This is a genomic window from Winogradskyella sediminis, assembly GCF_003387355.1.
Lineage (GTDB): Bacteria > Bacteroidota > Bacteroidia > Flavobacteriales > Flavobacteriaceae > Winogradskyella > Winogradskyella sediminis.
This window is the reverse complement of sequence record NZ_QUNH01000001.1, coordinates 1,210,558-1,223,319: the sequence shown is the minus strand read 5'-3', so window position 1 is coordinate 1,223,319 and position 12,762 is coordinate 1,210,558. Positions and strand designations below refer to the sequence as shown.

12 protein-coding genes are annotated in these 12,762 nt (G+C 31.8%); 4 read left to right on the top strand and 8 right to left on the bottom strand.

Annotated elements, in window-relative coordinates:
• Positions 1-356: 356 nt before the first annotated feature.
• Both C8N41_RS05230 and C8N41_RS05225 read left to right on the top strand, forming a co-directional pair.
• The gene (locus C8N41_RS05230; RefSeq protein WP_092445069.1) at positions 357-794 is read left to right on the top strand and encodes a carboxypeptidase-like regulatory domain-containing protein; all 438 of its coding nucleotides are present in this window, start codon (positions 357-359) and stop codon (positions 792-794) included.
• 10 nt (positions 795-804) lie between these two features.
• Positions 805-1,815, top strand: a complete 1,011-nt coding sequence (locus C8N41_RS05225; RefSeq protein WP_115838448.1) for a transglutaminase domain-containing protein — start codon at positions 805-807, stop codon at positions 1,813-1,815.
• Positions 1,816-1,835: 20 nt separating this feature from the next.
• On the opposite strand, the gene C8N41_RS05220 is transcribed toward C8N41_RS05225, so the two are convergent.
• The 6 genes from C8N41_RS05220 to C8N41_RS05195 all read right to left on the bottom strand — a co-directional run bounded on the left by C8N41_RS05220 (position 1,836) and on the right by C8N41_RS05195 (position 6,881).
• The gene (locus tag C8N41_RS05220; protein WP_147298931.1) at positions 1,836-2,219 is read right to left on the bottom strand and encodes a hypothetical protein; all 384 of its coding nucleotides are present in this window, start codon (positions 2,217-2,219) and stop codon (positions 1,836-1,838) included.
• A 128-nt stretch (positions 2,220-2,347) separates the two neighbouring features.
• Positions 2,348-3,190, bottom strand: a complete 843-nt coding sequence (locus C8N41_RS05215; RefSeq protein ID WP_115838447.1) for a pseudouridine synthase — start codon at positions 3,188-3,190, stop codon at positions 2,348-2,350.
• 108 nt (positions 3,191-3,298) lie between these two features.
• Positions 3,299-4,201 carry a geranylgeranylglycerol-phosphate geranylgeranyltransferase gene (locus C8N41_RS05210; RefSeq protein WP_092445077.1) on the bottom strand — a complete coding sequence of 301 codons (903 nt, stop codon included), beginning with the start codon at positions 4,199-4,201 and terminating at the stop codon, positions 3,299-3,301.
• Between the two features lie 66 nt (positions 4,202-4,267).
• Complete coding sequence (locus C8N41_RS05205) at positions 4,268-5,197, bottom strand: mevalonate kinase family protein (protein WP_115838446.1); 930 nt, start codon at positions 5,195-5,197, stop codon at positions 4,268-4,270.
• Positions 5,198-5,231: 34 nt separating this feature from the next.
• A complete protein-coding gene (locus tag C8N41_RS05200) occupies positions 5,232-6,341 on the bottom strand; it encodes a diphosphomevalonate/mevalonate 3,5-bisphosphate decarboxylase family protein (RefSeq protein ID WP_115838445.1) in 1,110 nt (369 codons plus the stop codon).
• Positions 6,342-6,347: 6 nt separating this feature from the next.
• The gene (locus C8N41_RS05195) at positions 6,348-6,881 is read right to left on the bottom strand and encodes a DUF1697 domain-containing protein (RefSeq protein ID WP_115838444.1); all 534 of its coding nucleotides are present in this window, start codon (positions 6,879-6,881) and stop codon (positions 6,348-6,350) included.
• A 204-nt stretch (positions 6,882-7,085) separates the two neighbouring features.
• On the opposite strand from C8N41_RS05195, the gene C8N41_RS05190 reads away from it, so the two are divergent.
• Positions 7,086-9,365 carry a hybrid sensor histidine kinase/response regulator gene (locus C8N41_RS05190; protein ID WP_115838443.1) on the top strand — a complete coding sequence of 760 codons (2,280 nt, stop codon included), beginning with the start codon at positions 7,086-7,088 and terminating at the stop codon, positions 9,363-9,365.
• On the opposite strand, the gene C8N41_RS05185 is transcribed toward C8N41_RS05190, so the two are convergent.
• Positions 9,332-10,549 (bottom strand): BaiN/RdsA family NAD(P)/FAD-dependent oxidoreductase, encoded by a 1,218-nt coding sequence (locus C8N41_RS05185; protein WP_115838442.1) that lies wholly within the window; start codon positions 10,547-10,549, stop codon positions 9,332-9,334. The two genes, C8N41_RS05190 and C8N41_RS05185, sit on opposite strands and share 34 nt — an antisense overlap.
• 84 nt (positions 10,550-10,633) lie before the next feature.
• Between C8N41_RS05185 and C8N41_RS05180 the strand changes: the two genes are divergently transcribed.
• Positions 10,634-11,443, top strand: a complete 810-nt coding sequence (locus tag C8N41_RS05180; protein WP_115838441.1) for an SdiA-regulated domain-containing protein — start codon at positions 10,634-10,636, stop codon at positions 11,441-11,443.
• A 3-nt stretch (positions 11,444-11,446) separates the two neighbouring features.
• Here C8N41_RS05180 and C8N41_RS05175 read toward each other — a convergent pair whose 3' ends face one another.
• Positions 11,447-12,760 (bottom strand): DUF2254 domain-containing protein, encoded by a 1,314-nt coding sequence (locus tag C8N41_RS05175; RefSeq protein ID WP_115838803.1) that lies wholly within the window; start codon positions 12,758-12,760, stop codon positions 11,447-11,449.
• Positions 12,761-12,762 lie beyond the last annotated feature (2 nt).

The following is a 12,762-nucleotide window of genomic DNA, read 5'->3' as shown; positions in this document are numbered from 1 at the left end:
ATTTATTTTTTAATACAATGATCTTTTTTTTATTTTTTTTAAATTATTTTTAACACAACTGATTACCAAAGATTTAAACCCACACCTCATTCAGAAAACATTGAGAATTTGCTATTGATTACAGATCATATAATCTACTCAATTCTGGTTTCACCGTATAGAAAAAAGATCTTTTTAGTTCTTTTTTTCGCTACTTGTTTAAGTCATTCCATAAAATTAGAACAACAATTGCATCCCAAAATCTATCCCTAATCCAAATCACTACTTTACGTACTTAAAGGATGACATTACTCAATTTAACTATAATATGGTAACGCTAGCATATAGATTTACTGTAAACAAAACAATTTAATATTATGATCTCAACATTAAACATCACTCAAAAACCAACTAGCAAGATTTTAAATGTATTTGGCCTACTACTACTGCTAACCGTTATGTCATTACATCCTATGTATGGACAAACAGCTACACGCTCAATTTCAGAAGTAACCTCTAGTGAAAAGGTTATTAAAGGAATAGTTAGCGATGAAACTTCAGGTTTAGAAGGCGTTAACATTATTCAACAAGGTACTACTAATGGGACTGTAACAAATGAAAAGGGGGAATTTACGTTTCCAAACACCTTAAAAGCTGGTGATATTTTACTATTTAGTTATTTAGGATATAAAACTCAAAAAGTAGAAATAAAAGATGACACGACCTTTATTACACTAATATTAACTGAAGATTTAATTGAAATTAGTGGCGCATTACAATCCGTAAAACCATATACATCTAAACGTAAAAATTAAAACGTATCTCTTGAAAATATATCTATTGATATGGCCCTTTATTTTTGTTACTCAGATTTACGCTCAAAGATCTGATTTTAATCATCTCGATTTTAAAAAATCAGATAGTATTGCTTTAGCTTACAAAGACGAAGGGCTTTCTAACTTGCCTCTACTTGCTTATAATCTTACGTCTCATTTAGATACAGAAGTAGAACGTTTTAGAGCCATTTACATATGGGTATGTCAGAATATATCTAATAATTACAATCTGTTTTTAAAACAAAAACGCCAACGTCAACGCTTTAAAAATGACAGCACTAAGCTCGAAAAATGGAATAGCAAATTCAGAAAAAAACTATTTAGTAAACTTCGTAAAGATCAAAGTACAATTTGTACAGGCTATGCATATCTCGTTAAAGAACTTTCACAACTGGCACATATAGAATGTGAAATTGTAATAGGCTATGGAAGGGTAAGTACTACAAATATAGATAAATTAGACCAACCTAACCATTCTTGGAATGCCGTAAAACTAGATAATAAATGGTATTTATGCGACCCAACTTGGGCAAGCGGATACCCAAACCCTAAAACCAATCGGTTTACATTTCAATATAATGATGGCTTTTTTCTAACCAATCCTATGTTATTTTCCGTAAATCATTTTCCTGTAAAATCAAAATGGTGGTTAATAGAAAAGAACCCTCCGTCTTTACATCACTTTTTAGACTCTCCAGTACTATACGGAAAAGCTTATACACTTCTAAATAAACATATTCTACCAGACAAGATGAATCAAACGGTTCTGCCTTATCAAAAAGTAAGGTTTGAATACGACTTAAAATCCACGGCCCAGATAAAAGGTATTAAACTTCTAATAGACAATGGATTTACGTCATGGGAAACAATACCTTTTTCGACATCAACTCTAAACGCTTCGCTTATAATTGAACATCAATTTAAAACCTCGGGTTTTTACGATGTACATGTTATAATCAATGAAGACTTCATCGCCTCCTATACCTTTAAAGTGAAATAGTAAAACGGTTATAGGTTGCCTTATATACCTAAAACGGATAAAACATTGTTGATATCAATCTCAACTTCAACACTTTCACAAGGAAAGGCTGTTAGCTCGATTTTATGACCTCCGTAATCAACATTATTAATAACAATGAGAATGTCATTATTTGGTAATTCTATCCATTCACTTTGATCGGAAATAGATAAATTTTCTTCATAAATCTCGCTGAGACCCTCTTGATTGTAAATAATTAAGTCGAAATTAACAGTACCGTTATTTGTGACTTTAACTTGTGGCAAATCGTCCACACAATTATAAGCTTCAACACTTAATTGATTTTGAGGTTCGAGTACACTAGATGAATCCGCTGTACAATTTACCATAAGTAGAAATACAAAAATGAGTATTACATTTTTCATAAGTAGGTTATTTTTAACTATTTGGGTTGGCAATATAGAAAAAACAACGAACCGACCGATAAAATGTAACATTTATTCGACGAACGGTAAGTTTTAAAAATTTTGTAAATTGAGGCTTAGCGCAGTGCCTATAGCATTTTCAAGGTATTTACCTCTTGTTCAGTAAGATGCTTCCAATGACCTCTAGGAATATCTTTTTTGGTTAAATGACCTATCGCTACACAATCAATTTTCACAATATCGTAGTTAAGATGATCAAAAATAGTGCGTAAAATTGTATTTCCTGTATTTTTAATTTTGATACCTACTAGATTTTTAGACTCATTTTGAATGTAGCTTACTTCCTCAACGGCAACAAGTTTACCTTCAATTTTAAATCCGGATTGAATCTTTTTTAAATCTTCAAACTTTAAATTTTTATCGAGTTCCACTTGAAATAATCTCGCAACTCCGTTCTTAGAGTTAGTAAATTTTTGAACAATAGTATCATCATTCGTAAATAAGAGTAATCCTAATGAATTTCTTCCTAATCTACCAATAGGTTTTATATTGGCATTCGTTGCATTGGCTACTAAATCCATAACTGTTCTACCTTTACCTTCAGCAGTTGTAGTTGCAAAACCTTTAGGTTTGTTTAATAAGACATAAACTGGTGGCTCTGGTGCGATGCGTTGACCATCAAAACGTACATCATCCGTTCGTTTTACTTTATATCCCATTTCTACGATAACTTTTCCGTTTACGGTAACTAAACCAATCGCAATATTCTCATCAGCTTCGCGACGCGAACAAATACCGCTATTAGCAATGTATTTATTTAAACGAATCTCATCTGAATTAGATGGTTCATTAGTAGCTTTCGCTTTCTTTTTTACTGGAGCATTACCTTTAGTAAAACTATTAGTTTTACTATTTGCATTTCCTCTCCCTGAAGTTTTCCCTTTTCCTTTGCTATGCTGATTTTTGCTCATGTTTAATATTTTTCGCAAAGGTAAACAATAGTTTACATCTTGCTATTATTAATTTTTGTTGTTTGGTTGATTTAATAACCTAATTGGTAAAAATCACAATTTCTATGACTAAATTCGGTTTAAGACTATGGAAACATCAATTAAAAGAATAGAAAACACACCACTTACAATGATGAATTTAAGAATGTTATGCAAAATTAAATAATGTGTTTTCTTATTCGATTTTAATAAAATTATAAGATATAAAATGATTAAAGCAATACTGAGGTAAAAGAAATAATACATATGACCTATTTTAAAAAACAGAACCAATATTACGGCTGAAATAATGGTACACACTGCAACAAGTGTTAACATTAATTTTGATACTTTCTCACCATAAATAACCGGAATTGTTCTATAATTAAGCGCTAAATCCCCTTTTAAATTCTCTAAATCTTTTGTGAGTTCTCTCATAGAAATCAATAAAAACAAAAAGAGGCCATGAGCAAAGACAACGGTTTCAAAATTTTGATAATAGATAAAAATGGCAAAAAATGGTGTTACTGTAAGTATGGCAGAGACCATGTTACCTACAATCGGCAGCTTTTTTAGGCGATGTGAATACAACCAAATCGCAAAAATGTACATTGAAAAAAAGATAACCGCTTTAAAAGACACATAGCTGGCAAATACAACAGATAAAAAGTTTAAAACAAAATAAAAGGATAGTTTTGTGTTTTGGCTTACTAAACGATCTAGCATCGTTTTTCTGGGCTTATTGATTAAATCTTTTTCAGAATCGTAAAAATTATTAATAATATAACCACCTGCAATAGTTGCTGAAGAAGCCAAAACTAACATGAGAAGATTAAGATCTAAAAGTACCGATTTAACAGGTTTATCGTGCGCAAAAATATAGACTGAAGCCAAGTATTGCGCCAATACTACCACTAGAATATTATAACCTCTAACTACAGAAAATAGGCTGAAAAATTTTAGAAGAATGTGTTTCTGCCGTCTTGATAACATTAGTTTAATTCTGTAAATTTCTGAAACAACAGTTAGCTCTAAGCGTAAAACTCAAAAGCTAAAAATTTAGAAATTATATACTACCTCTAATTTCTGACCTTTAAGTGCTTTCCTTGCAATGTCTATATTTTCAGTGAATCCTAAGATGTAACCACCTCCACCAGAACCGCAAAGTTTTAGGTAATATTCGTTGGTTTCTAATCCTTTTTTCCATAGCTCATGAAATTGAGCAGGAATCATAGGTTTAAAGTTATTAAGCACTACTTTAGATAGCTGCTTTGTATTCTTAAATAAAGATTTCATATCTCCTTTTAAGAAATCATCAACACAGGCATCCGTATGTTTTATAAATTGATCTTTTAGCATGCTTCTGAACCCTTCGTTTTTCATGCTCTCCATAAAGATACTAACCATTGGTGCCGTTTCTCCAACGATACCACTATCGATTAAAAACACTGCGCCTTTTCCTTCGGTTTTTTGAGAAGGAATACCTGTCGCTTCAATATTATCTTTAGAATTGATTAAAATAGGAAGACTTAAATAACTGTTTAATGGATCTAAACCAGAGGATTTTCCGTGGAAAAAGGATTCCATTTCAGAAAAAATGGCTTTTAATTTTAGCAATTTTTCGCGCGTTAAATTTTCTAAAACCGTAATTTTATCACTGGCATATTTATCGTAAATCGCAGCCACTAATGCACCACTACTGCCAACTCCATATCCTTGAGGTATAGAGGAATCAAAATACATACCTGAAGCAACATCTTCTTGTAACTTATTAATATTAAAGGTTACTAAACTATGGTCTAAACCTTCTAAATAGGCAGCAAAACGTTTTAAACTTTCGTTAGACTCTTGTGCTTCTTGGGTTGGATTCTCGTCACGCTTAAGCGCTCCGTTATAAAAATTATAGGGTATAGATAACCCTTTGGAATCTTTGATAATTCCATACTCGCCAAACAAAAGTATTTTAGAATAAAATAGTGGTCCCTTCATGTATAATTAGCAATTTCTTTAACAAATATACGTATTAAAATTCTATTTGGTTGGCGCCTAGACCAATTTGATCGCAAATATAATGTCCATTTTGGCAATAGCTAACCAATTCAGTCTTAATAAATTCTAAGATTGAAGCTTTTTCATTTTCAGGATACAATACATGAACATTGGCTCCTGCATCTAGGGTAAAACAAACTTTTGAATCCGTTTTTAATCTGTATGCCCAAATTTTATTAATAATTTCTAATGTATTTGGTTTCATAAGAATAAAGTAAGGCATACTTGTCATCATCATTGCATGAAGCGTTAAGGCTTCACTTTCTACAATTTTCACAAAAGCCTCTAAATCACCAGACGCTAAAATAGTTTTCAGTTTTGCTAAATTATCATGAGCTTGAGCAAAACGTTCTTTTGCAAATGGATGTCCATACATTAATTGATGACCAACAGTACTACTCACTTGTTTTTCACCTTTATCTACAAGTAAAATGGTATCTTGGTAATTTTGAAAGTTAGAATGTACCTCCTCTTCATATTTCACTCCATATAAATCTGAACTGCCTTCAAAAGTGTTGTTATTTCCCCAAACAACAAGTGTGCCTTCAACACTTCGGCATGCACTTCCGGAACCTAATCGAGCCAAAAACGATGCCTTTTGCTTAAAATAAGTCGAATTATAAAAACCATCTGGCGCATCTAAAGTACTGTAATTAGTTAAGATTTGTTCAATACTCATTAAGCACAGAGCAATGGCACTCATACCAGAAGCAGAAGATGCAATACCTGAGCTATGTGGAAATGTATTTGAGGTTTCAATCTTAAAATGATACTCCTTTAAAAAAGGTACATAATTCTCTATGCGCTTAAAAAACGTCTGAATTTTAGGCTTAAAGGCTTCATTTTTTATACCTTCAAAAAAAACATCGAAACTAAAGCCCTCACTTTCTTTCTTAGTAAAAGTTACTTCAGTAATCGTTTTACAGTTTGAAAGGGTAAAACTAATTGATGGGTTTTCTGGAATTTGATGTTCCTTTTTCCCCCAATATTTTACTAATGCGATATTGCTTGGTGATTCCCATTTTACAGATCCGTTTTCTACTGTGGTCTGGTAAGATTTAAGAATAAAGTCTTGTGCTGTCATTGCCTTTTAAATATCGGACAAAGATAATAGTTTTACCATAGTTTTATAGTTTCTGGCTGTAGCATTGACATTAAGTTTTCTCTCAAAATAATTCAGATTAAATTTTGAACGGCCATAACCTTTTGTACAGTGCAAGTAAATACAATCTTTTATAATAACATAAGTATCATCAGGATATGTTTTTTCTGACACTTCGTCGATATTTTTTTTAGGAGGATTATCGCTTAACAACACAAAATAGCTTTCCGTTTTTTTTTCATCGGCAAAAGGACAATTATTAAATATTGTTTTTAATTGTTGGTTGGTTCGTACCAAAACAGGCACCTCAAAACCAAACCCTCCTAAAATCAGCGACTTAACACTTTCTTCTAGTACAATTGTATCGGTTTTTAAAGATTGAAATGTTACATTTCCACTTTGAATATAGGTTTTTACATTTTCAAATCCTGATTTTGACAGCAATTCTCTAAGTTCCGCCATGGGCATTTTTTTATGACCTCCGACATTTATACCTCGTAAAAGAGCAATATACGTTTGCATGCGATATGTTTAAAATTAAAATGTAAATATAGCTAAAACAGATCTTCATATAAATAAACCCATAACCAATTAAACTACAATGTATTAAATAATTTCACAATATAAATTCAAAAAATTAACATTCTATAAAGTGCAAATAAAGCCGATTAAATGTTGCTCAAATAGATAAAAAGTTTAGTTTTGTCTCAATAATCCCCTAAAAGCATGTGTTTCCCCAAATCAAACACTGTTATTGTTTTGTTTATAGCGCTGATTACTAATGTCTTCTTTGCAAATGCACAAGAATCACTTGTAAACACAGATAGCAGTTCGTACTCGTTTAATAGTTATAAACTAAATTCTCTTGTAAGAAGCGATAGCCTATATGAGGCGGCCGTTCTTATTCATAATGCTATTGCATTTTCCAAAAAAAATGGATTAAAAAATATAGAAGCTGAATCTTATAATGCATATGGACAGGTCTTAACAAAAATGTCTAATTTTCAGAAAGCTGAAATATACCACACCAAGGCATTACAATTATATGATTCGCTAGATATTGATACAGGGCGCGACCTAGCTTATTCAGGTTTACTCAATGCTTTTGTATTAGCGAAAAACTATTCAAAGTTTGATAGTCTTTATCCAAAAGCTCAAGATATTTCTAAGAAACTCAATAGCGAAATATACTTTATTAATCTGGAGTATAAGATAAAAAAAGCCTACTACAGTTTTGATAATATAGGCATGCTCAACTCTAGTAATTTTGCTTTATCAAAATTAAAAAACTCGGATTTTATTACACTCAATCCCTCCCTTAATTATCCTATAAATAACCTCAAAGAAAATTTATTTCAATCTTACCAGTACTATAATGCTATTGCTCAAATTAAACTTTCAGATTTTGATGCTAAGGATTACGGTGCGTTGTTTGCAATAGAAGAAGACAAATTGAAAGCTTCTATTATTCTTACTGATGTTAACTCGTACAGAAAATTGGCCTCTCTAAACTACTATAAATATCTTTATTATACCAATAGTAAGAAGAACCTAGATTCAGCCAATAAATACCTTTTAAAATCTGACACTTACAAGTACCAAGCATTAAATCATTTAGAATATAAAATCATTAGAAATGGTGCTTTAGTGCATAAAATTATTAATGCAGAAGAACAGCTGGCTATAGCAAATGAGATTCGTAATAAAGCCGCACTTAACTCAAAAAGATTTGCAATAATAACAATTATAATGAGCATCACTTTAGCCATTATATTAACCAGTTTCTACTTTTATTTTAAAGCCAAGAAGAATATTACCAAAGTTAATGAAGCCTTAAAACAATCTAATTCTAAACTATTAGCCATTGATAAAGATCGACTAGAATTTTTCTCAATTTTAAGTCATGAATTACGTACACCAATTTACGGTATTAACGGTTTAGCTATACTTATCAATCAAGAAAATGATACTAGTAAAAAACAATCGTATTTAGAGTCATTGATATCTTCTAGTAACTATTTATCTATTTTAATAGACAATATTTTACAAGCCAATAGACTAAAATTTGAAAATAAAAATCTCCGATTAAAACCAGATAAAATTGAGAAAATCGTCAGCCATGTGGTGAGTACTATTGCAGTAGCCGCCAAAAATAAAGACTTAGAACTAAGAGTACATATAGACGAATCTGACGACAACGAATATATCTTAATTGACAAAGTAGCCTTTAGTCAAATCTTAATTAATTTGGCCTATAACGCTATACGATACACCAAGAAAGGCCATATTACCATCAATGTTTTTGAAAAAAGCAGAGAAAACGGCAACATTACATTACGCTTTGAGGTGAATGACACAGGCATTGGTATAAAGGAAGAACATCGCTCTATTGTATTTAGTGCTTTTGAAAACAAAACATTTTTAAATAAAAACAGTAGTGGATCTGGCCTAGGCTTATATATTGTAAAGACGTTACTAAAAAGTCATAATTCTGATATTGATTTTGTGTCCACTCCAAATGAAGGCACTAGTTTCTTCTTTGAAATAACGTTTCAGCTTTCTATGGCAACTACGCATTTAACAAGTGCTTCAACATCAGAAAAACGAAGCATGCATGTTTTAATAGTTGACGATAATAAAATTAACTTACTAATTACTAAAAAGAATATCGAAAAAATAGAAGGCTATACTTGTGTCACTATATCCAATGGAAAAGAGGCCATATGCTTAGCTAAAGAAAAGGATTTTGATCTTATCTTAATGGACATAAATATGCCAGATATGGACGGTTATGAAGTTACAAAACATGTAAGAATGTTTAATCCTAATATTCCAATTTTGGCGTTAACCGCTTTAAATTCTAGTGAAATCTCAACCAAAGCTGAAGCTGCTGGTATAGATCAGATTATTACAAAGCCTTATATTTTTGAAGATTTTAAAGCCATTATTACATCCTATCGCCATAAACGAAATCAAGGTAACGTAATAGAAGCTGAAGCCATATAAGCACTGGTCCATGCATTCTGAAAATTAAAACCACCCGTTACAGCATCGACATTTATAACTTCGCCTGCTAAATACAGGTTTGGAAGGCGTTTACTTTCAAAAGTTTTAAAATTAATATCTTTTAAGTCTACACCTCCAGCCGTTACAAATTCTTCTTTAAATGTGCTTTTTCCGGTAACTTTAAATAAAGCTTTGGTTAATTGTGCTGCTAAATTGTCGAGTTGCCGCTTATTAATATCCGCCCAACGTTCTTGATCGTTAATTTTAGAAGCTAAAACAAGTGTTTTCCATAACCGTTTTGGCAAGTCGAATTGCGCTGAGTTAAACACCGTTTTTTTAGCAAACTCTTGCTTAAAATTTCTCAGTTCTTCAACGCAGGTTGCAAAATCTTGTTGAATAAAATTAATTTCAATCTCAAAATTATAATTCAGTTTCGCTAATGCTACGGCTCCAAATGCAGACAATTTTAAAATCGCTGGTGCGCTCATTCCGACATGTGTAATCAATAATGGTCCATTGGATTCTAAATCTGTGCCAACCACTTTAACGTCCACGTGTTTGGCTACAACACCAGGAATACCTTTTATTCGATCGTCTTTAATATCAAAGGTAAATAAAGACGGTACCGGTGGAACAATACGATGACCTAAATCTTGAAGAATATCCCATATTTTAGGATTGCTTCCTGTGGCGAAGATTAATTTTTTAGCATAAAAATCGCCTTGAGAAGTGGTAATTGTAAAACCATGTTCTAAGGCTTTTACTGTTTTTACAGCATGATTATAAAGCACTTCAACCTTATGTTTTTCTGCCTCTTCTAAAAAGCAATCAATGATAGTTTGTGAGGAATTAGACATCGGAAACATTCTACCGTCTTCTTCAATTTTTAATGCCACACCACGTTCTTCAAACCAAGCGATGGTATCACCTGTCATAAACGTATGAAAAGGCCCTAAAAGCTCCTTTTCTCCTCTTGGATAATTTTGAACTAATTCAGATGGTATAAACTCTGCATGTGTCACATTGCAACGACCACCACCGGAAATTTTTACTTTTTGTAAACCTTCTTTTCCACGTTCTAAAATAGCAACAGATGCTTTTGGGTATCGTTCTGCAATGTTAATGGCAGCAAAGAAACCAGCCGCTCCTCCGCCAATAATGATAATATCCTTTTCCGTATTCAAACTGTTATATTAAGAAGATTTTGTGATTATTTTTTTGTGTGTTTTAATGACGAGCATTACTTTGAATCAAAGTATAAAATTACAATGATATACATCAAAAGACTAATATTTCTATTATTTATTGTGAGTTCTTGTCAATCTACGGGGCAATTAAAAATTGAAGCGCGTATTACTGAAGAACTAGAAGAAGTATCTGCCGCAGAATTTAGCAAAAATTCGGATCTTACTTGGGTCATTCAAGATGCTGGTAATGCCAATAACCTCATAGGACTAAACCAAAACGGACATATAGTAAGAAACCTCTATATTACCAATGCTAAAAATAGAGACTGGGAAGATTTAACCTCTGATGATCACGGCAATATTTATATTGGCGATTTTGGAAATAATAACAAAAAACGGAAAACATTTACCATCTATAAGGTAAACCCAGAGGATTTAAATGCAGCCACTGCCACTGCTGAGCGTATTGAATTCACACTGCCTAAAGATCAAAAATCTGAAGATTTTGAATCCTTTTTCATCTTTAACGACTCCTTTTATATATTTAGTAAAGAGCATAAGAAGTTTGTTGTTTTAAAAGTTAAAAATAGAACAGGAAAGCAGGTTGCTGAAGTGCATTCTAAATATAATTTGAAAGGCAAAAACAATAAAATTACCTCAGCCGATATTAGCAAAGACGGCAAAACTATAGTACTCTTAAATCATGATAAATTATGGGAACTTTCAAATTTTAAAGGCGATGATTTTTTCTCAGGAGATATTAGAGAAATTGAATTTGAACATAATTCTCAAAAAGAAGGCATTTGTTTTAAAACGGATTCAACCGTAGTTATTACAGATGAAAGAAAAGATTTTGAAGGAGGCTATATCTATACTTTTAATTTAAACTAGAAGTTATATTTCATATCCCGACGTATTTACTTGTCGCAAGCGTTCAATACAAGATTTTATAATGCCAATATCTGCTTCATTGGAATGATTATCCAAGGCATCTTTTTCGAGATTCTGTATTTCCTTAACCACAATTTGATGATATTTTTCGTCTAAGACCTCATCATTTTGCAGTAAATATTGCAGCATTAAAAATAATTTTTGCAGGATAATTATATCGTGTTTACAGTAAGTTCTTAATGCAGCCATCACATTATAAAGTAATTGCTCAAAACTCACGGTTTTAATAAAGATGAGTGCGTTTCCATTGTCATCAAAATAATAACTCTCGTCTTTTTTTGTCATGCGTAAAGCAAATAGCTCAGTGAGATAATCAATGGCATTAATACAAGTACCTGGATCGTTAATACCAGGTGACATGGCCTTTAAAGCAATCTCTGTTATTTGCTTAAACGCTAGGATATAGTTGTCTTCTATTAATTCGCTGTTAGAAAACGTGATGGTTTCTCCTAGCTTTTTCTCTAACGCTTTATCGCTATTACCTTTGTATTTCAGAATCGGAATACCTTTTAAAACATAGGCTCCTTTTATAGGCACAATCTCAATTTTTAATTGGTGTTCTTCCGCTAAATCAGCTAAAGCATTTAAGCTCATATCTTGTATATAACCTGTTGAATCTGCCATAACATGATTCCACTTTGAAGTATCCTCAAATGTGGTATCATGATGTTGTTCATTTTCAATGAGCGTTTCTAATCGGGTTTTAGATTTTTTATAAATCTTATCCATAATGGTATTCACTTGAATTTCTTGAGAAATCGAATGAATAAAATAAATAAAAGCAGCCAAACTAAGGGTCATAAAAACAATACTTAACAATACTGAAAACCCAGGAATTTGATATTTATCACCAGTTGGAGCAATTGAAACCAAGGTGAAAATGCAGTAAAGTAAGGTAGAATTATAAATGCCTAAAATTATCTGATGTCGTCTGTTTGATATTAATCCTGGTAATACTCTAGGTGAAAAATTACTTGAAGCTTGATTGAGAAGAATCATTACCAAAGAAAAACTAAATACCATGATTGAAATTAATCCGGCAATAAATGTGGTTAACAAACTTCTCGCAGTTTCGGTATTGTTGACTACTAAAATTGGTGCATGCTCCACCAAATATTTAGAAACACCTTGACTTTCTAAATAAATCATAAAAAAAGCAAAGACCAACCCTAATAAACTAATTATAGAAGGGTAAAATGCAATTTTACTTTCTAGCTTATCTAGCGATTCAAAGACTTTATATAGGTATTTTTTCACGG

Coding starts and splice junctions, on each gene's coding strand:
- C8N41_RS05180 (WP_115838441.1), top strand. CDS start 10,634: ATGATATACATCAAAAGACTAATATTTCTATTATTTATTGTGAGTTCT.
- C8N41_RS05200 (WP_115838445.1), bottom strand. CDS start 6,341: ATGACAGCACAAGACTTTATTCTTAAATCTTACCAGACCACAGTAGAA.
- C8N41_RS05210 (WP_092445077.1), bottom strand. CDS start 4,201: ATGTTATCAAGACGGCAGAAACACATTCTTCTAAAATTTTTCAGCCTA.
- C8N41_RS05205 (WP_115838446.1), bottom strand. CDS start 5,197: ATGAAGGGACCACTATTTTATTCTAAAATACTTTTGTTTGGCGAGTAT.
- C8N41_RS05195 (WP_115838444.1), bottom strand. CDS start 6,881: ATGCAAACGTATATTGCTCTTTTACGAGGTATAAATGTCGGAGGTCAT.
- C8N41_RS05190 (WP_115838443.1), top strand. CDS start 7,086: ATGTGTTTCCCCAAATCAAACACTGTTATTGTTTTGTTTATAGCGCTG.
- C8N41_RS05215 (WP_115838447.1), bottom strand. CDS start 3,190: ATGAGCAAAAATCAGCATAGCAAAGGAAAAGGGAAAACTTCAGGGAGA.
- C8N41_RS05230 (WP_092445069.1), top strand. CDS start 357: ATGATCTCAACATTAAACATCACTCAAAAACCAACTAGCAAGATTTTA.
- C8N41_RS05220 (WP_147298931.1), bottom strand. CDS start 2,219: ATGAAAAATGTAATACTCATTTTTGTATTTCTACTTATGGTAAATTGT.